Annotated in this window: 18 protein-coding genes and 1 riboswitch; of the genes, 6 read left to right on the top strand and 12 right to left on the bottom strand. The window is 55.5% G+C overall.

The features are described from left to right. Together moaB and moaA are read right to left on the bottom strand one after the other, a co-directional pair. A complete protein-coding gene (moaB, locus tag HMPREF0201_RS05245) occupies positions 1-513 on the bottom strand; it encodes a molybdenum cofactor biosynthesis protein B (RefSeq protein WP_016535454.1) in 513 nt (170 codons plus the stop codon). A gap of 26 nt (positions 514-539) precedes the next feature. Beyond that, positions 540-1,526 (bottom strand): GTP 3',8-cyclase MoaA, encoded by a 987-nt coding sequence (moaA, locus tag HMPREF0201_RS05240; protein ID WP_071704078.1) that lies wholly within the window; start codon positions 1,524-1,526, stop codon positions 540-542. Beyond that, positions 1,517-1,652: riboswitch (molybdenum cofactor riboswitch) on the bottom strand. Its footprint overlaps the gene before it by 10 nt. Positions 1,653-1,860: 208 nt before the next feature. Between moaA and yvcK the strand changes: the two genes are divergently transcribed. Continuing rightward, complete coding sequence (yvcK, locus tag HMPREF0201_RS05235; RefSeq protein WP_016535452.1) at positions 1,861-2,769, top strand: uridine diphosphate-N-acetylglucosamine-binding protein YvcK; 909 nt, start codon at positions 1,861-1,863, stop codon at positions 2,767-2,769. A gap of 8 nt (positions 2,770-2,777) precedes the next feature. On the opposite strand, the gene uvrB is transcribed toward yvcK, so the two are convergent. Further along, positions 2,778-4,793 carry an excinuclease ABC subunit UvrB gene (gene uvrB, locus HMPREF0201_RS05230; protein ID WP_016535451.1) on the bottom strand — a complete coding sequence of 672 codons (2,016 nt, stop codon included), beginning with the start codon at positions 4,791-4,793 and terminating at the stop codon, positions 2,778-2,780. Positions 4,794-5,584: 791 nt separating this feature from the next. Between uvrB and HMPREF0201_RS05225 the strand changes: the two genes are divergently transcribed. Next, positions 5,585-6,295 carry an ABC transporter ATP-binding protein gene (locus HMPREF0201_RS05225; protein WP_016535449.1) on the top strand — a complete coding sequence of 237 codons (711 nt, stop codon included), beginning with the start codon at positions 5,585-5,587 and terminating at the stop codon, positions 6,293-6,295. Between the two features lie 4 nt (positions 6,296-6,299). On the opposite strand, the gene HMPREF0201_RS05220 is transcribed toward HMPREF0201_RS05225, so the two are convergent. The 5 genes from HMPREF0201_RS05220 to bioB all read right to left on the bottom strand — a co-directional run bounded on the left by HMPREF0201_RS05220 (position 6,300) and on the right by bioB (position 10,876). Continuing rightward, positions 6,300-6,818 carry a helix-turn-helix transcriptional regulator gene (locus HMPREF0201_RS05220; protein WP_016535448.1) on the bottom strand — a complete coding sequence of 173 codons (519 nt, stop codon included), beginning with the start codon at positions 6,816-6,818 and terminating at the stop codon, positions 6,300-6,302. Positions 6,819-7,269: 451 nt separating this feature from the next. Then, positions 7,270-7,953: a dethiobiotin synthase gene (gene bioD, locus HMPREF0201_RS05215; protein ID WP_016535447.1), complete on the bottom strand. Its 684-nt coding sequence runs from the start codon at positions 7,951-7,953 to the stop codon at positions 7,270-7,272. Beyond that, the gene (bioC, locus tag HMPREF0201_RS05210) at positions 7,946-8,704 is read right to left on the bottom strand and encodes a malonyl-ACP O-methyltransferase BioC (RefSeq protein ID WP_016535446.1); all 759 of its coding nucleotides are present in this window, start codon (positions 8,702-8,704) and stop codon (positions 7,946-7,948) included. The genes bioD and bioC overlap by 8 nt, the downstream gene beginning before the upstream one ends. Beyond that, positions 8,685-9,839: an 8-amino-7-oxononanoate synthase gene (bioF, locus tag HMPREF0201_RS05205; protein WP_016535445.1), complete on the bottom strand. Its 1,155-nt coding sequence runs from the start codon at positions 9,837-9,839 to the stop codon at positions 8,685-8,687. Before bioF ends, bioC begins: the two co-directional genes overlap by 20 nt. After that, the gene (gene bioB, locus HMPREF0201_RS05200) at positions 9,836-10,876 is read right to left on the bottom strand and encodes a biotin synthase BioB (protein ID WP_039898011.1); all 1,041 of its coding nucleotides are present in this window, start codon (positions 10,874-10,876) and stop codon (positions 9,836-9,838) included. Before bioB ends, bioF begins: the two co-directional genes overlap by 4 nt. Before the next feature lie 89 nt (positions 10,877-10,965). On the opposite strand from bioB, the gene bioA reads away from it, so the two are divergent. The 3 genes from bioA to HMPREF0201_RS05185 all read left to right on the top strand — a co-directional run bounded on the left by bioA (position 10,966) and on the right by HMPREF0201_RS05185 (position 14,096). Continuing rightward, on the top strand, positions 10,966-12,252 hold the full coding sequence (bioA, locus tag HMPREF0201_RS05195) for an adenosylmethionine--8-amino-7-oxononanoate transaminase (protein WP_039898010.1): 1,287 nt from the start codon (positions 10,966-10,968) through the stop codon (positions 12,250-12,252). A gap of 163 nt (positions 12,253-12,415) precedes the next feature. Then, positions 12,416-12,655, top strand: a complete 240-nt coding sequence (locus HMPREF0201_RS05190) for a hypothetical protein (protein ID WP_016535442.1) — start codon at positions 12,416-12,418, stop codon at positions 12,653-12,655. Positions 12,656-12,800: 145 nt separating this feature from the next. Beyond that, positions 12,801-14,096, top strand: coding sequence for a putative acyl-CoA thioester hydrolase (locus tag HMPREF0201_RS05185; protein WP_039898009.1), 1,296 nt, complete (start codon positions 12,801-12,803; stop codon positions 14,094-14,096). Positions 14,097-14,152: 56 nt separating this feature from the next. Here the strand turns inward: HMPREF0201_RS05185 and pgl are convergent, their stop codons facing one another. Then, the gene (gene pgl / locus HMPREF0201_RS05180) at positions 14,153-15,151 is read right to left on the bottom strand and encodes a 6-phosphogluconolactonase (protein ID WP_016535440.1); all 999 of its coding nucleotides are present in this window, start codon (positions 15,149-15,151) and stop codon (positions 14,153-14,155) included. A gap of 132 nt (positions 15,152-15,283) precedes the next feature. On the opposite strand from pgl, the gene HMPREF0201_RS05175 reads away from it, so the two are divergent. Beyond that, positions 15,284-16,114 carry a pyridoxal phosphatase gene (locus tag HMPREF0201_RS05175; protein WP_016535439.1) on the top strand — a complete coding sequence of 277 codons (831 nt, stop codon included), beginning with the start codon at positions 15,284-15,286 and terminating at the stop codon, positions 16,112-16,114. On the opposite strand, the gene modC is transcribed toward HMPREF0201_RS05175, so the two are convergent. Genes modC through modA form a run of 3 tightly spaced genes read right to left on the bottom strand, consistent with a single transcriptional unit; the run spans position 16,115 to position 18,638 of the window. Continuing rightward, positions 16,115-17,173 (bottom strand): molybdenum ABC transporter ATP-binding protein ModC, encoded by a 1,059-nt coding sequence (gene modC, locus HMPREF0201_RS05170; protein ID WP_016535438.1) that lies wholly within the window; start codon positions 17,171-17,173, stop codon positions 16,115-16,117. After that, positions 17,173-17,865 carry a molybdate ABC transporter permease subunit gene (gene modB, locus HMPREF0201_RS05165; RefSeq protein WP_016535437.1) on the bottom strand — a complete coding sequence of 231 codons (693 nt, stop codon included), beginning with the start codon at positions 17,863-17,865 and terminating at the stop codon, positions 17,173-17,175. The genes modC and modB overlap by 1 nt, the downstream gene beginning before the upstream one ends. Beyond that, complete coding sequence (modA, locus tag HMPREF0201_RS05160; protein WP_016535436.1) at positions 17,862-18,638, bottom strand: molybdate ABC transporter substrate-binding protein; 777 nt, start codon at positions 18,636-18,638, stop codon at positions 17,862-17,864. The genes modB and modA overlap by 4 nt, the downstream gene beginning before the upstream one ends. Between the last annotated feature and the right edge of the window lie 137 nt (positions 18,639-18,775).

Below are 18,775 nucleotides of genomic sequence, written 5' to 3'. Positions count from 1 at the left end.
TTATTTCTTAAGATGTGGATGGAAATTGCAAGGACGCTGGCGGGCATCCAGCTGCGCCTGAATAATATTTTCCCACGCGGTGCGGCAAGCTTTGGTCGAGCCGGGCATGGCAAAAATCAGCGTTTTGTTCGCCATACCCGCTACGGCGCGAGATTGCAGCGTAGAGGTGCCTATCTCTTCGAACGACAGCATGCGGAACAGCTCCCCAAACCCTTCAACTTCACGGTCAAACAGCGGGAGCAACGCCTCGGGCACCTGGTCGCCGTCGGTAAAACCGGTGCCGCCGTTAACCAGCACCACCTGAACATGCTCATCGGCAATCCACCGGGATACTTCGGCGCGAATGGCGTAGCGATTTTCTTTAACGATAGCTTTATCCACGACCTGATGTCCGGCTTCGGTTGCCGCTTCGCGCAGATAGTGCCCCGAGGTGTCGTCCTCTTCACCACGACGGCTGGATACCGTCAAAATAGCAATACGTGCCGCGATAAACTCCTGGCTTACCTGACTCATCGGTATTCTCCTTGTGGGCTGGCGTGTTAGCCGCCGATATACGACAGATTCTGAGTGATGCCGGTATTACCGTCATGCAGGAAATGGGTCTGCTTTTTCATCGCCAGCGCGGAAGAAATTCGCCCTTCCAGCTCGGCCTGCTGTTCATCCCCTGAGAGCAAGTCGCGTAGCGCAATGCCCTGCTCGCCGAACAGGCAAAGATGCAGGTTGCCGATAGACGAGACGCGTAGCCGATTACAGCTGGCACAGAAATCGCTCTCGTAAGGCATGATGAGGCCAATCTCCCCGGCATAATCGGGATGGCAGAACACCTGAGCGGGGCCGTCGCTGCGCTGGCGCAGTTGATGCACCCAGCCGCGGGCCAGAAGCTGATCGCGGATGGTTTTGCCTGAGATATGGTGCTTGCGGAACAACTCGCCGCCGTCGCCGGTTTCCATCAGCTCAATAAAGCGCAGCTGAATAGGACGCGGCTTGATCCATGCCAGAAACGTTTCCAGTTGGTGATGATTTACATCGCGCATCAGCACGGTATTCACCTTCACCCGCTCAAACCCGGCGCTAAAAGCGGCATCAATGCCCTCCATCACCTGGCGGAATTTATCCTGGCCGGTTATGGCGTGGAACTGACGGGCGTCCAGACTATCGACGCTGACGTTAACCGCAGTCAGGCCAGCGTCACGCCAGGCGTTGATATCCCGGGCCAGACGGTAGCCGTTGGTGGTCACCGCCAGTTGGCGGATAGAGGCGTTTTCACGCACTGCGGCGATAATTTCGGTGAAGTCGCGGCGAAGGGAGGGTTCCCCGCCGGTGAGACGCACTTTTTCGGTGCCCAGAGCGGAAAATGCCCGGGTCACGCGGCGGATTTCATCGACGTTGAGGAAGCTTTTATTGGCTACGCCGTGCGGCTTGTAGCCGTCAGGCAGGCAATAACTGCAGCGAAAGTTGCAGACGTCGGTAATGGATAAACGTAAGTAATAGAACTTACGCGCAAAAGCATCGGTAAGCTGGGACACTGAATACACCTTTCCAAATACGGGAGATGCAGTCATTTCTTCCTGCACCCTGGCGACCTCATGAGCCGCGGCCAGGGCACCCTATCTTGCGACTTAGGTACCATGGCTTGAGTGTGTGTTACTCGGATAGTAGCGCGACATAGCGGTTCACGCCATATCAGTTTTCGCTATATAAATCCATGCATAACGAGTTGTTTGTTCAATTTCGCAACAGAATACTTAAAAAGGTAACTTTTACTTTGATATACATCATCATCCCCGGAGCGAGAATCGTCTTTTAGGCACTTTTACGCTACCTTAAGCCGGTATATGCCTCTTAAGGATTATCTTATCTATGCGTAATCGCACGCTTGCGGATCTTGATCGGGTTGTCGCGCTAGGCGGCGGCCACGGGCTGGGCCGCGTAATGTCCTCGCTTTCCTCTCTGGGTTCACGTTTAACCGGCATCGTCACCACCACCGATAATGGCGGCTCAACTGGACGCATTCGGCGCTCGGAAGGCGGCATTGCCTGGGGCGACATGCGTAACTGCCTGAATCAGTTAATTACCGAACCCAGCGTCGCCTCAACCATGTTTGAGTACCGTTTTGGCGGGAATGGTGAGCTTTCAGGGCATAACCTCGGAAACCTGATGTTAAAGGCCCTGGATCACCTAAGCGTGCGCCCTCTTGAGGCCATAAATTTAATTCGAAATCTGCTTAAAGTAGATGCTCAGCTGATCCCAATGTCCGAGCTTCCGGTCGATTTGATGGCGACTGACGATCAGGGCAACGCGGTTTACGGCGAAGTGAGCATCGACCAGCTTATCAACCCACCTCAGGATCTGGCCGTCTACCCCAAAGCACCCGCCACGCGAGAGGCGCTGGAGGCTATTGCGGAAGCTGACTTAATTCTCATCGGCCCCGGCAGTTTTTACACCAGCCTGATGCCTATCCTGCTGCTTGAAGAGATGGACCAGGCGCTGCGCCGCACGCCTGCGCCAATGGTGTATATCGGCAATCTGGGTAAAGAGCTAAGCCCGGCCGCTGCAAGCCTGTCTCTACGCCAGAAGCTTGAGCTGATGGAACAACACATCGGCAAGCGCGTAGTGGACGCCGTGGTCGTTGGGCCGCAGGTTGACACCAGCGAAGTGACAGGAAGAGTGGTTATCCAGCAGCCGCTGGAAGCCAGCGATATTAAATATCGCCATGACCGGAAGCTGCTGCGGGCCGCGCTGGAACAGGCCTTACAGCAGCTCGGCTAAACGGAGTATCAGGAAGCGGCGATAAACAACTCTCGCAGTTGATGAAGCTGGTCGCGAATCTGCGCCGCCTCCTCAAACTCCAGATTTTGCGCATGCTCCAGCATTTTCGCTTCCAGCTGATGAATTTTCTGCTGGAGCGCTTTCGGCGTCAGGACGATTTCATCATCTTCAATCACGCTGCGCGCTTTGGTCTTCATCCTGCCTTTAGTTTTAGCCATGCCTTCGCCAAGCTTCAGCACGTCCACCACGCGTTTATTCAGGCCCTGCGGCGTAATGCCGTGCTCTTCGTTGTAGCGCTGCTGTTTCTCGCGGCGGCGCTCGGTCTCGCCAATGGCCTTCTCCATCGAGGCGGTAATTTTATCGCCGTAGAGAATGGCTTTACCGTTAACGTTACGCGCGGCGCGGCCAATCGTCTGGATCAGCGAACGCTCGGAACGCAGGAAACCCTCTTTATCGGCATCGAGAATCGCCACCAGCGAGACTTCCGGCATATCCAGGCCTTCTCGCAGCAGGTTGATCCCTACCAGCACGTCAAACTCGCCGAGACGCAGATCGCGGATTATTTCCATGCGTTCGACGGTGTCGATATCCGAGTGCAGATAGCGCACGCGCTCGCCGTGCTCTTCCAGATATTCGGTAAGATCTTCCGCCATGCGTTTGGTGAGCGTGGTAACCAGCACACGCTCGTTGATGGCAACGCGCTTGCGGATTTCCGACAGCAGATCGTCAACCTGAGTCGCCACCGGACGCACTTCAATAATCGGATCCAGCAGCCCTGTAGGACGCACCACCTGATCGACAATTTCACTGCCGGATTTATCCAGCTCGTAGTTGCCGGGCGTTGCCGAAACATAAATGGTTTGCGGCGCGAGTGCCTCGAACTCTTCAAACTTCAGCGGACGGTTATCCAGCGCCGACGGCAGGCGGAAGCCATATTCCACCAGCGTCTCTTTACGCGCGCGGTCACCGCGATACATACCGCCGATTTGCGGAATGGTCACGTGGGACTCATCCACCACCAGCAGCCCGTCCGCCGGGAGATAGTCAAACAGCGTCGGCGGCGGCTCGCCAGGCCCGCGCCCGGAAAGATAGCGGGAGTAGTTTTCAATCCCAGAGCAGTAACCCAGCTCGTTCATCATCTCGAGATCGAACTGGGTACGCTGGGCAATACGCTGTTCTTCCAGCAGTTTATTGTCGGCCAGCAGCACCTTACGGCGATCGGCCAGCTCAACTTTAATGTCTTCCATCGCCTGCACGATACGCTCTCGCGGGGTAACGTAATGCGACTTTGGATAGATGGTAAAACGCTGGATGGTTTGGGAAATTTGGCCCGTCAGCGGATCGAACAAAGACAGCCTTTCAACTTCCTCATCAAATAATTCAACGCGCAGCGCCAGGTCATCTGACTCTGCCGGGAAGATATCGACCACCTCTCCCCGCACGCGGAAAGTACCGCGCTGGAAAGCCTGATCGTTGCGCGTGTATTGCAGTTCGGTGAGGCGGCGAAGGATCGCTCTCTGATCGATTATCATGCCCTTCGTCAGGTGCAGCATCATCTTCAAATAGAGATCCGGATCGCCCAGACCGTAAATTGCCGAAACCGAAGCCACCACAATCACGTCCCGGCGTTCGAGCAGCGCTTTAGTGGCAGACAGGCGCATCTGCTCGATATGTTCGTTCACCGAAGCATCTTTCTCGATAAAAGTATCGGAGCTGGGGACGTACGCTTCCGGCTGGTAGTAGTCGTAGTAAGAGACAAAAAACTCAACCGCATTGTCCGGGAAAAACTCTTTCATCTCGCCGTACAGCTGAGCAGCCAGCGTTTTATTAGGCGCCAGCACCATTGTTGGACGCTGCAAGTCAGCAATAACGTTTGCGACGGTGAAGGTTTTACCGGAACCCGTAACGCCAAGCAGCGTCTGGTGCGCCAGGCCATCTTCCAGCCCTTCTTTCAGGCGACTAATGGCCTCAGGCTGGTCGCCCGAAGGTTTAAATGCAGAATTAAGTTTGAACGCTTTACTCATGAACGGGCTACCTGATGAAGAAACGAGCGGGCCGGAGTGTAATTTTACCCGGCAACGCGATTTTTTCCAGTGAAAAACTGTATAAAACACCAGTTCTCATTTTTACTAAGCCTGCCAGCCAATGATTTTAACCGCTTAGTCCTCCCACAATTTCCCCCTTCGCCAGACAAATCTCCAGCGACTGAGGGTTATCCCCAAATTTTTTCGCCTTTTAACATTTGTCAAGGGAGGTAAGGAGATGACGGCCTCGATGTTTGACACTTTTATTGCAGCAGTTGATTTTATTCAACGTATTGAATCTAAATAAATATTTCACAAAGACCGGTTTAACGCCAATTTGGTCGCAGGCCGCGCCCGCTCTAGCTTTCGTCAAGTTTTCTAACTCTAATGCACAAGGTTATCCACAGGAATGGTGGATAACTGCGGCAAGCCCTTTTAGCTAGCCGCTCGGAAAAACCCATATCTTTTCTGTGCCAGGGGTGAAAAAAAATTTTCGCTAATTTTTTTGCTTTTATTCATTCTATTTCGCTATACCCCGCAGCTTTGAACCAGATCCCGAAATCAAGATATATCCTGAGGTTAAAACGCTTTTTGTTGCACCAAACTTGCACTTTTTAAGCACTCACCGGGTGCAGCGAACCGGCAAAAAACACCCAGGCACGGCATTGTGAGGATCTAAATTCTGCGTTTTATCCTGGAATTGGGGATTTTTTCAGGCTTTATCGCCTTGCTGGCAAGCTAATTGCAGAATTCTGATGGGGGAGTCCTCCACCCGAGCAAGGAGATAAACAATGCTGAGCCTTCGCGCAGTGAATCAGTTCTACGGCGACAATCATATATTATGGAACCTCGACCTTGAGCTGGCTCCGGGTGAATGCACCTGCGTGCTTGGCGCCCCCGGGCAGGGAAAAACCACGCTGGTAAACTGCATTGCGGGTTATTTACCCGTGCAGAGCGGAAGCATGCTGTGGCAGGAGGCCGGCCACCCGCCCGAAAACATGCTGGACAAACCTGTCGAAGGACGTACTGCCCTGGGTATCGGGTATGTACCGCAGGATCGGCGTATTTTTTCCCAGCTCACCGTCGAAGAGAACCTACAAATCGCCATGATGGCAGGCCAGCAGGCTCCTGGCGTTATTCCCCCGCTTATCTATGATCTGTTCCCCGAGCTATACGGCCTGCGGCAGGTCAGGAGCGGTGAACTACAGGTTGATACGCGCCAGCAGCTGGCGCTGGCACGGGCCCTTGTCCTGCAGCCTAAATTGCTGATTCTGGACGAGCCCACGCTCGGCAGTGGCCAGAGGTTTATCAATGAAATGGTCAACCTTATCCGCCGCTTAAATCACGATTTTGGGCTGACTATTTTGCTGGTCGAACAGCGATTGCCGTTTATTCGCCGGGTTGCGGACAAGTTCTGCCTGCTGCATAAGGGCAGGAATGTTGCTCAGGGCGATGTCGCACAGCTTGATGACAGGCTCGTCTCCGACTGGCTGGAGCCGTGAAGCGCTAAAGATTATCCAGTTGGTGTTGAAATGCCGGATTCAGTGCGCCCAGCGCACGGCGCAGATTGCACTGGCGGGTGACGACTGCAATTTCCAGCAGCGGCGCAGGCACCGCCATTACCCGATTGGCTCGCATCCAGCGCAGTACGGTTTCCAGATTCCAGAGCGCTGTTTTACCGTCGTGTACCGGCAGCGGAAAAGCTTCTCGCGTGACCATAACTTTGCGGATGTACTGCCGAGTGAATCCCAGCAGCTCGGCCACATCCGTCAGGCCAACCAGGTCCGGAGCGGCTTCAACTAAGGTTGCCCCAGGAACGGCTCTTAATACGTCCTGTATTGCGCTAACCAGCGCTTCTTCGGCATTTGCCGCCTCGCGAATGAAGTTCAACGCTACACGCCCGGTAACGCCAATGCCGATAAGCGCGTCATCGCAGCCACCGGCGCCCAGCGCGGCAACCCACTGTTCCGGATCCTTCTGGTTATTCGGCAGGCTGAAAATCAACGTGAAGGTATATTCCGCCATGTTTAGCTCTCCTTTTAGTGCAGCACATTTTGGGATGTAGTATTTGCACACCCGTCCACTACCCTACGGATTTGCCTGGCGTGATTTCCCTCGCTTCGTGGAGTACTCCACACGCAGCTGATGCAAAACTCGCCGCAGCGGCACGTCTTATCGTTCCACGGGCATAGAAGCTTGCCCCAGCAGTGCGATCCGCCTTGTTTAACCCGCCATCCCTGAAATTCGGCATAGCATAATGCCGCTTCTATCTCTTTTACCGGGTGCTTTCTTCTTGCCATATTCCCTCCGGCTAAATAAGCATCTCACAATGGTTGTCCGGTGACAACTCTAACGATGAAATACTCTACGCTCCCTATCGTTTTGGAAGAAGGTTTGTTTTTCGGGGAAGTTCAAAAGTGGAAGAAGGCCCGAAGCCGGGCAGCGGGCCTTACTTTTTTTGCGGAAATGATGCGAGTCAGACCGCAATCACGGAGAGATCGATATAGTGACCCAGCGGCGTTTCTTCGCTAATTTGTGGTTGCCACGGAATTTCTCCCAATAGCGGAGCCGCCAGCCGCTGTTTTAGCGTCGCCATATATTCCGCATGCCGTTTACCCGCGGGTTGTACGCCGTTGGCAACCCACCCAGCCAGCGTTAAACCAGCAGACTGCACGGCGTGTGCGGTCAACAGCGCGTGATTAATGCAGCCGAGCTTCACGCCGACGACGAGAATCACCGGCAATTGCTCTGTAGCCACCCATTGCGCAAAGGTTGTGGTTTCAGACAGCGGCGTGAGCCAGCCTCCCGCTCCCTCTACCAGAACCCAGTCGGCCTTAGTCGCCAGGTTCTCCAGCCCTTCGGACATGGCGGAAAAAGTGATAGGCCGCTGCTCTTCGGCGCTAACAATGTGCGGTGAAGTCGGTTCGATAAACGCCAGAGGATTAATCTGCGGATAGGGAACGAGCACCGAACTGTTGCGCTGGAGCGCGAGTGCATCACTGTTGCGGATCCCTTCAGGCGTCATTTCGCTGCCTGATGCAACCGGCTTATAGCCCACCGAGCGGTATCCTGCGGCGGTTGCCGCCTGAAGAAGTGCGCAGCTGGCAACGGTTTTACCTACTTCAGTATCGGTTCCGGTAACAAACCATTTTTTAATCACGTTCTATTACTCCAAAAATTATCTGCCAGCTAAGGGCATACTGCCCTTCGTGCTGCGGCCATGCCTCACTCAGGCGTTGAAGCTGCCCGCGGGTCATTAGCGTATTTTTTCTGCCGTCATGCAGGTGCGTCGCGCCAACGCCCTTGAGCGAGCGCATGGCGCTCATTACGTCTGGAAACGTTTGGCTTATCGTTCGGCTCGTTAACGCTGTTCGCCACGGGCTACAGGCATGCTCGACTTCGGCAACGGATAAAAACTTATTGGCATGCGGCCGCTCGTCCACTCCCAGCCAGGCCTGTTGCAATTCAGGCAATGAGCCGCTCGCCAGAGTAGTAAAAGCTACGCTGCCGCCGGGTTTAGTCACCCGATAAAGCTCGGCCAGGCCCTGATGGAGGCTGCTACACCACTGCATGGCGAGGTTGCTCCAGGCCAGATCCACCGTCTCTGACGGCAGCGGGATTGACTCAATATCCCCTTCGATAAACCGATGTGCGGACTGCGTTTGCTGGCACTGGAGCAGCATTTCACGCGCGAGATCGAGCGCCAGTACTTCGCTTCCTCTGGCCCGCCAGACCCGGCTATACCAGCCGGTGCCGCACCCAGCGTCCAGCACGCGCCCTGCGGGTCTGTTCTCCAGACTCTCTAACAAATAATCACCGCTCATTCGCTGTAGGTCGGCGAAGCGTTCATAGCTTCCCGCCGCCCGCCCGAATGCGGCCGCCACCGCGGCTTTATCGACCCGCTTCGTCATGGAGCGCCTCCAGCAGTTCGTCGATATCATTTTCCGTATGCGACGCGGTGAGAGTAATGCGCAGGCGGGCGCTGCCGGGCGGGACGGTTGGCGGGCGGATAGCCGTGAGCCAAAAACCACGCTCGCGCAGGCAGGCTGCCAGATCCAAAGTTCGCTGATTTTCACCAACTATCAGCGGCTGAATGGCGCTGTTTGAGTCGGCCAGAGCCAGGGAGAGCTGCTCCGCACCGCGCCGAAAACGCTGGATGTTAGCCTTAAGTTGCTCGCGCAAGGCATCACCCTTCTGAACAACCGTTAACGCCGCATTTAGAGCCGCAGCCTGGGCCGGTGGCATTGAGGTGCTGTAAATCAGATGGCGGGCAAATTGCAGCAAATAATCCGCCACGTCCTGACGACACAGCACGGCAGCGCCGCTGGCACCAAAAGCTTTGCCGAAAGTAACAACCAGTATTTCCGGCCGAATAGACTGAGCATAACAGCTGCCACGCCCCTCATCGCCCATTACGCCGATACCGTGAGCGTCATCCACCATCAGCCAGCCGCCGGCCTGCCGCACGATGTTGCTCATTTCCTGGAGTGGCGCAGCGTCACCATCCATGCTGAAAATCCCTTCGCTAAGCACCAACTGCTCGCCGCCATGAGATTTATCAAGCAGAGCGGTAAGCGCCTCAACATCGTTATGCCTGAATCTGCGTAATTGCGCCGGGCTTTGCATCGCCGCCTCCATCATGGAGGCGTGGCAGAGCTTATCCGCGATGATGCTGTCCGGCTTTTTCCCAAGGGCGGAGATCGCCGCCTGGTTGGCGCTATAGCCGGAGATAAACAACAGCGCCCGTTCAAAACCCAACCACTCTGCCAGCCGCTGCTCAAAACGCTGGTGCTCGATGCTGTACCCGGTAACGTGCCCGGAACCTCCGCTGCCAACGCCGTACTGCGCGGCACCTTTTTGCCAGGCGTTTACAATTTCTGGGTGCTGGCTTAGCCCCAGGTAGTCATTGCTGGAAAAATTAAGATACTGGCGACCGTTACAGGAGAAAAAACGCCCGTTTCCGGCCGTACTGGCCTGCCTGGTGCGAAAGCTGGCGCTGGCGCGGCGCTCACTTAATGCTGCTTCGATGCGCTGCTGCCAGCTCATACCGCCGCCGCGTTGTAATAACTGTCGGTATCGGCGTTCAGAAGCTGGCCAGCCAGTTGCTCCTGCTGCTCGTTATCACCCATTTCGGTGGTGGTTTGCTGCGGATTCAGGCCCAGCTTGCGGAACAGCTGGAGATCTTTGTCTTCTTCCGGGTTTGGCGTGGTGAGCAGTTTGCAGCCATAGAAAATCGAGTTTGCCCCGGCCATGAAACACATAGCCTGGGTCTGCTCGCTCATCTGCTCGCGCCCGGCGGAAAGACGAACATAAGACTGCGGCATCATAATCCGGGCAACGGCAATAGTACGAATAAAATCAAACGCATCCACATCTTCATTATCCGCCAGCGGCGTGCCTTTAACCTTCACCAGCATATTAATCGGCACGCTTTCCGGCGGAGTCGGTAAATTCGCTAATTGCAGCAGCAGCCCGGCACGGTCGGTCACGGTTTCACCGAGGCCTACTATCCCGCCCGAGCAAACTTTAATCCCGGCGTCACGAACTTTACCCAGCGTGTCCAGGCGTTCCTGGTAGGTTCTTGTGGTAATGATGTTGCCGTAGAACTCAGGCGAGGTGTCCAGATTGTGGTTGTAGTAATCCAGCCCCGCCGACGCAAGGCGCTGGGCCTGGCCCTCGGTTAACGTGCCGAGCGTCATGCAGGTTTCCAGCCCCATAGCACGAACTCCCTGCACCATTTGCTCGAGATAAGGCATATCGCGCTCATGCGGGTTTTTCCACGCCGCCCCCATGCAGAATCGGGTAGAACCCGCGTTTCGCGCTTTGCGGGCAGACTCGAGAACCTGCTCAACTTCCATTAATCTCTCAGCCTCAAGGCCGGTTTTGTAGCGCGAGCTTTGCGGGCAATATTTGCAGTCTTCCGGGCAGGCACCGGTCTTTATCGACAACAGCGTGCTGACCTGAACCTGCCGCGAGTCGAAGTGTTGACGGTGAATCTGCTGAGCTTCAAACAGTAAGTCCAGCAGAGGTTTTTGAAATAAAGCAGTAACCTGCGACATTGACCAGCGTGCGTGGTGAGCCATTGGGCATCTCCAAAAAGGGTGTTATAGACCATCGATTGACGTTATACTTGTAAACCTAAATCTTTTTTAAATGGTTTACAAGTCACCCTATGACCCCTGCTGATTTAGCGTTCGACCAACATCATATCTGGCATCCTTACACTTCAATGAGCCAGCCGCTGCCGGTTTATCCGGTAGTTGCCGCCGCCGGATGCGAGCTAAAACTTGCCGATGGCCGCAGGCTTGTGGACGGTATGTCCTCCTGGTGGGCCACGATTCACGGCTATAACCACCCGCGCCTGAACCAGGCGATGAAACAGCAAATCGACAGCATGTCGCATGTGATGTTTGGCGGGATTACTCATCCCCCGGCTGTAGAGCTGTGCCGCAAACTCGTTGCCATGACGCCCGCCCCGCTGGAATGTGTATTTCTGGCGGACTCAGGTTCCGTAGCGGTTGAAGTGGCGATGAAAATGGCGCTGCAATACTGGCACGCTAAAGGCGAGCCGCGTCAGCGCTTCCTCACCTTCCGCAACGGCTACCACGGCGACACCTTTGGCGCAATGTCGGTGTGCGATCCTGAAAACTCGATGCATAGCCTGTGGCAGGGTTATCTGCCGGAGAATATTTTTGCTCCCGCTCCGCAGTGCGGTTTTGAGGATGACTGGGATGAAATGGATATTGTGCCTTTTGCACGACTGATGGCCGCTCATCGGCACGAAATTGCCGCCGTTATCCTGGAGCCCGTAGTTCAGGGTGCGGGAGGAATGCGTTTCTACCATCCGGAATGGCTACGCCGCATCCGACGCATGTGCGACCGCGAGGGCATATTGCTGATAGCCGATGAGATAGCGACCGGCTTCGGGCGTACCGGGAAGCTGTTCGCCTGTGAACACGCGGGAATTGCGCCGGATATTCTTTGCCTGGGCAAAGCCCTGACCGGCGGGACCATGACTCTTTCGGCCACTCTGGCCACACGCAACGTTGCGGAGACCATCAGCAACGGCGAAGCCGGATGCTTTATGCATGGCCCCACATTTATGGGCAACCCGCTCGCCTGTGCGGTGGCAAGCGAAAGCCTCGCGCTGCTGGAAAGCGGCGACTGGCAACACCAGGTTGAGTCCATCGAAACCAGGCTACGCGAAGGTTTGCTGCCGCTGGCATCAGGTGAGCAAGTTGCGGATGTGCGGGTACTCGGCGCAATAGGCGTTGTAGAAACCCACCGCCCGGTCAACATGGCGGCGTTGCAGCGCTTCTTCGTTGAACACGGCGTGTGGATACGTCCATTTGGCCGCCTGATTTACCTGATGCCGCCTTATGTTATTGAGCCGGAACAGCTTGATAAGCTTATTGATGCGGTTTCGCTGGCCGTAGAAAATCCTGACTTCTTTATCTGAATCCTGCCTTACCCGGCTGGCAGAGCTTGCCAGCCCTCTCTTGCTGTTTCGCTAATCTGTTTCTGAAATTAATTTGTACAAATAAATCCAGTTAAGTCATTAATTAAATGCCGCTTCGCTGCCGATTAACTTTGCACCAGTTTCACATCACAGAGAGACAGAAATGAAGAGAACAGTTGTACTCGGCTTCTGCCTGCTGGCGGGCAGCGCTTTTGCAGATACCGGTTCACCGCAGCTTAAGGCGGAGTCGCAGTCGGTTATTCGCCAGGCGGGTTTTCAGTGCGATACCGTCAACAGCGTCTATCCTGCGGCTTTCGGCGGGTCGCTCACGGTCTCCTGCGACAGTGACCATAAATACATTATTCGTAAGAAAAACGGCCAGTTCAGCGTAGAAAAAGAATAACAAAAAACTTTTTCCCGCCTCCTTACCCGTAATCCCTCCTTTTCTGAAGCCGATTTGAACAATCGGCTTCCCGTTTCGCTCAACTTAGTATAAAAAAGCAGGCTTTGAGATAACCCTCTATTCCATCGTACAGCAAGGAGCAACCTTGAACACATTATCGGTTTCTCGTCGCGTCGCGGCGCTGGCTTTTGCCGTGGCCCTGAGCGCATGTAGCTCAACCCCACCGCAGGACAAACCGTCTACTCAGGTGGCGCCGGGAACCCAGTCCCGCCCGATCCTGGCGGCTGACGAAGCACAGAACTTTGTTGCGGCGCGCTATTTTACTTCTATGAATCCAAATGAAGCGCCGTGGACTCCCTCTTCCATTCGCACCCCGCAGCAGCCTGATTTCGTGGTTGGCCCTGCCGGTACGGCTGGCGTTACCCATACGTCTATTCAGGCCGCGGTGGATGCCGCCATCATTAAGCACAGCAGCTCCCGCGTTTATATCGCGATTATGCCGGGTGAATATGAAGGAACCGTGTACATCCCAGCTGCTTCCGGCAGCGTGACGCTGTACGGCACTACCGGCAACGCGGACGATGTTAAAATCGGCCTGACGCTGGACTCCGAAATTGACCCAACAACCTGGCGTCGTACCGTTAACCCGGCGGGTAAATACATGCCGGGCAAGCCAGCCTGGTATATGTTTGACAGTTGCCAGACTCGCCGTAGCGCAACGGTTGGTGTGATGTGCTCTGCCGCCGTCTGGTCGCAGAACAACGGCCTGCAATTGCAGAACCTGACTATCCAGAATACCCTCGGCGACAGCGCTGATGCCGGTAATCACCAGGCAGTTGCGCTGCGCAGCGACGGCGATAAAGTCCAGTTGAACAATGTTCACCTGCTGGGCCGCCAGAATACCTTCTTCGTCACCAACAGCGACGTGCAGAACCGTATGCTGCCTAATCGCCAGACTCGCACTCTGGTGACTAACAGCTATATCGAAGGGGATGTGGATGTGGTTGCCGGTCGCGGCGCGGTGGTGTTCGACAACACCGACTTCCGCCTGGTAAACAGCCGCACTAAAGAAGGTTACGTGTTTGCTCCGGCAACGCTGCCTAACCTCTATTACGGCTTCCTGGCCGTAAACAGCCGCTTCACCGCGGCCGGTGACGCGCAGTTAGGCCGTTCATGGGATCTGGGCAGCACTGAAAACGGTTATACCGCAGGCCAGTCCGCTAACGGCCAGGTTGTTATTCGCGACAGCGTTATCAATGAAGGCTTCAATACGGCAAAACCATGGGGTGATGCGCTGGCCTCTAAGCGTCCTTTCGCCGGTAACATCGGCACAAAAGGCGATAAAGACAGCATTAAGCGTGACCTGAATGACCCAAGCTTTAACCGCATGTGGGAGTTCAACAACCGTGGCCTGGGTAGCCCGGTAGTCGCCGAGAAGTAACCCGCTCTGTTAAAACAAAAAACCTCGCCGCGGCGAGGTTTTTTTATGCATGAAAATCAGTGCGCGTTAACCACAACCCACATTGGGCCCTGGCCGACGGCATAGCGCCCTTTCTCTTCCAGCAGGCCCTGTTCGCCGTTAATTTTATACACGGCAGCGTGGTGCGATTTTTGCCCCACGGCAATCAGGTATTTACCGCTGTGGTCAACGTTGAAACCGCGTGGCTGGGTTTCGGTTGGCTGGTAGCCTTCGATGCTCAGCACGCTGCCGTCTTCGGAAACGCTAAATACGGTGATAATGCTGGCGGTACGGTCGCAGGCATACAGGTGGCGGCCATCCGGGGTGATATGAATATCCGCAGCCCAGCGGGTATCAGAGAAACCTGGCGGCATAATGTCCAGCGTCTGGACGCATTCAATTTTGCCGTGCGGGTCGCGCAGTTCCCAAACGTCCACGCTGCTATTCAGCTCGTTTACGCAGTATGCGTATTGCTGATTTGGATGGAACACGATATGGCGAGGGCCAGCGCCTTCAACGGTATTCACTTCGGCCGGGTTTTGAGCGACCAGCTTACCGTCGTCAGACAATGTGAACAGGCAAATGCGATCCTGTTTCAGAGCCGGAGTCCAGAGCGTGCGGTTGTCCGGGGAAATATTAGCCGAGTGGCAACCTTCAAGCCCTTCAACCACGTCAACCGTTTCACCCGGCAGGCCGTCGTTTTCAAGGCTGATAACCGCGACATTTGCGGCATTGTAAGAGGCGCTGAACAGGAAGCGGCCTTTACGATCGGTGGAAATATGGGTCGGGCTACCCGGCAGCGGAGCAACGCCCGCCTCGGTCAGGGAACCATCGTCCGGCGTAATGCGGTAGGCGATGACGCGGAACTCAGGGCGCACGCCTACATAAAGAAAACGCTTGTCCGGGCTGATAACCATCGGCTGAACCTGGCCCGGGGCATCCACAACCTGTACCAGGGTCATTTCACCGCTGGCATGCAGCGTCCAGACGTGGATCTGCTGGCTTTCCGGGCTGGCGGTATAGACTGTCTGTTTCATGAGTTCACTCTCCTCCCTACTCGTAAGTAATAGTCACAAGGTTGGCCCCACCCGGCCGGAGAGCAATTTTGCGCTGCGACGCTGGCGGTGTACCATCGGTACAAACCTTATGAATAATGACTGGAACCCTAAATGAGTTATCGCGTAATCGCTCTCGATCTCGACGGCACCCTGCTGACCCCGCAAAAAACCATTCTTCCGGAGTCTCTTACGGCCCTTCACCGCGCCCGTGAGGCGGGAGTGAAAGTGGTTATCGTGACGGGTCGCCATCATGTCGCCATCCATCCTTTTTATCAGGCACTGGCGTTAGATACACCTGCAATTTGCTGCAATGGCACTTATTTGTATGATTATCATGCAAAAAAGGTTCTGGCGTCGGATTCATTACGCGCCGAACAGGCCACGCAGCTGATTGACTTGCTTGACGCCCACCGGGTGCATGGCCTGATGTACGTCGACGATGCGATGCTTTATCTCGACAGTTCCGATCACGTTAAAGCCCACGTTACGCGAACCCAAAACTGGGCGCAGTCTTTACCGGAAGCCCAGCGCCCGGTGTTCCGCAGCGTGGCCTCTCTGAAGCAGGCCGCTCAGGAAGTTGATTCCATCTGGAAATTTGCCCTGACCGATGCGGACATTCCAAAGCTCAGGCAGTTTACCCGGGCGGTTGAAAGCGAGCTGAACCTGGCCTGCGAGTGGTCGTGGCACGATCAGGTGGATGTCGCCCAGCGCGGCAACAGCAAAGGTGCGCGCCTGGCACAGTGGGTAAAATCTCAGGGTATCCCGATGAACGAGGTCATTGCCTTTGGCGATAACTACAATGACCTGAGCATGCTGGAAAGCGTGGGCATGGGCGTGGCGATGGGCAATGCCGACGAAGCGATTAAGGCTCGCGCCGACATGACCATCGGCACGAATCTGGAAACAGGCATTGCCGAAACGCTCTATAAATACGTGCTTTAATCAGGCGGTAATTGACACGCTTTTCACCTGCGCATATAGCCACTGGCCGGGCTTAACCGCCAGCTCATCCCTCGCCCAGGGGCTGATGCGCGCCCACAGGGTGCGGGAACCGACTTCCAGCTGAACTTCAACCTGGCCGTCATCGTCAAAGCACTGGGCCACTTTCGCCCGCAGCACGTTACGAATGCTGCTATTAACCGGCGGTTGTAGCGCCAGCGACACGTCTGAAGCCTGAATGCGGATGCGCAGCGGCGCCTGCAATGGCTTATTGAGCTTGTTGACCCACAGATGCTGGTCGCCCAGCGCCAGCGCCGTCATGGCGTAATGCGGATGGTGTTCCAGAACCGTCACTTTCAGCACGCTGCTTTGCTGCTCTTTGGGGAGCCACGGATTCATCACGCTGCTGCCCCAGACCTCTTCGAGATTGCCAAAGGCTTTGACCTTCCCGCCATCCAGCACCAGCACCTTATCGGCCAGATGTAAAATCTCTTCCAGCGAGTGGCTGACGTACAGCATGGGAATATTGATTTCGCTCGCCAGCCTTTGCAGATACGGCAACAGCTCACGCTTACGCGGGATATCGAGCGACGCCAGAGGCTCGTCCAGCAACAGCAGTTCCGGCGCAGTTAACAGCGCCCGGCCAATAGCAACGCGCTGTTTCTCACCGCCGGACAGGCTCCAGGGAAAGCGATCCAGTAAAGATTCAATGCCGAGCAGCGCCACCAGCTTATCGAACTGGCCGGCCATGCTTTTTGCCATACCGTACTTCAGGTTACCGCGCACCCGATAATGCGGAAACAGCCGTGCGTCCTGAAACACATAGCCCACGCGGCGTTTCTCCGGCGGCAGGTAAAACTGTTTTCCGGCATCCGTAAGCACACGCTCGTTGAGGACAATGCGACCCTCCTCAGGCCGGGTAAGGCCGCTAATCGCATTGATAAGCGACGTTTTCCCCGCGCCGGACACGCCAAACACGGCGGTAATGCCCTGGCCGGGCAGGGTTTCATTTATTTCGAGCCGGTGAGTCCCCAGCGTCTGGGAGAAGTTAAGCTCCAGCATCAGTTCACCCCCATACGTTTGCGGCTTACCCTCGCCAGCCATTCGGCCACCAGCAGGGAAACCATCGCCAGCGCAATCGCTATCAGGCATAAGCGCGCGGCTGCGGTTTCGCCGCCCGGCGTCTGAATAAGGGTATACATTGCAGAAGGCAGAGTGCGGGTTTCGCCAGGAATATTGGACACAAAGGTAATGGTTGCCCCGAACTCACCCAACGAGCGGGCAAACGCCAGCACCGTACCGGCGATAATGCCGGGCAGCGTCAGGGGGAGCGTTATAGTACAGAACACCCGCCAGCGCCCTGCTCCGAGGGTTCTGGCCGCCTGCTCAAGACGCATATCTACGCCTTCAAGCGCCAGACGGATGGCGCGCACCATTAGCGGGAAAGACATCACCGCAGCGGCAAGCACAGCGCCGCGCCAGCTAAAGGCGAAGGTAATGCCGAACCAGTCATACAGCCAGGAGCCGATAAAACCGCGGCGGCCGAAGGCCACCAGCAGGAGATAGCCCACCACCACCGGCGGCAGAACCAGGGGGAGATGAATCAGGCTATCGAGCAAGGCTTTGCCCGGGAAGCGGCAACGCACCAGCACCCAGGCAAAGAAGATCCCGACAGGTAGACTAAACAGCACCGCGATAGATGAAACTTTCAGGCTTAGCAGTACCGCCTGCCATTCGGGATCGCTCAATATCATTGTAGGGTCGTGAATCCGTATTTTTGGAAGACTTTAGCCGCTTCCGCTCCTTTCAGATAACTGTAGAACGCGGTAACGGTTGGGTTATCGTGGCCTTTAACAATCGCAATCGGGTATTCCACTTTCTGATGAGAGCCTTCCGGGAAGGTACCCACCACTTTCACGCCTTTACCGGCGACGGCGTCGGAGCCGTAAACAATACCCAGCGGCGCTTCGTCTCGTTCAACCAGCGCCAGCGCACCGCGAACGTCTTCTGCCGGAGCAAGTTTAGCGGACAACGTGTCCCAGGCACCCAATTTTTGCAGCGCTTCCTTCGCATAAATACCGGCCGGTACGTGCTCAGGGTCACCCACCGCCAGACGGCCGCCTTTCAGCAACGTAGCCCAGTCGGTTTTTGCATCAATAGTAATATCGCCCTGCTTGCTGGCTTTTGGCGCGATAACCACCAGGCTATTGCCGAGCAGCGTTTCACGAGTATCGGCTTTAATGGTGTCTTTGCTTACCGCATAATCCATCCATTTCTGATCGGCAGAAATAAACAGATCCGCAGGCGCGCCCGCTTCAATCTGGCGTGCAAGAGTAGAAGAAGAGGCAAAAGAGGAGGCAATTTCGACTTTCTTCTCTTTTTGATACTGAGCCGCAATATCCTGCATGGCATTGGTTAATGAAGCCGCTGCAAAGACGGTAATTTTGCCGCTGTCTGCCAGGGCCTGGCCTGCCAGGCTAACCGATAAAGCCGCGCCAAGTGTGAGGCGAATCCAGGGTTTATTCATGACTTAACTCCGTTTGTTTCGTTATGTAGGCTGAAATATAACGATTGCTAAGCGGAAGATACAGAATTTATCGGCAGAAGTGGCGGGGGCTTTAAAGTTCTTGATGGGGATCAAAAGAAAGCCCGGCATTTGCCGGG

It is taken from the genome of Cedecea davisae DSM 4568 (assembly GCF_000412335.2).
Lineage (GTDB): Bacteria > Pseudomonadota > Gammaproteobacteria > Enterobacterales > Enterobacteriaceae > Cedecea > Cedecea davisae.
This window is presented reverse-complemented; position numbering and strand designations above follow the sequence as displayed.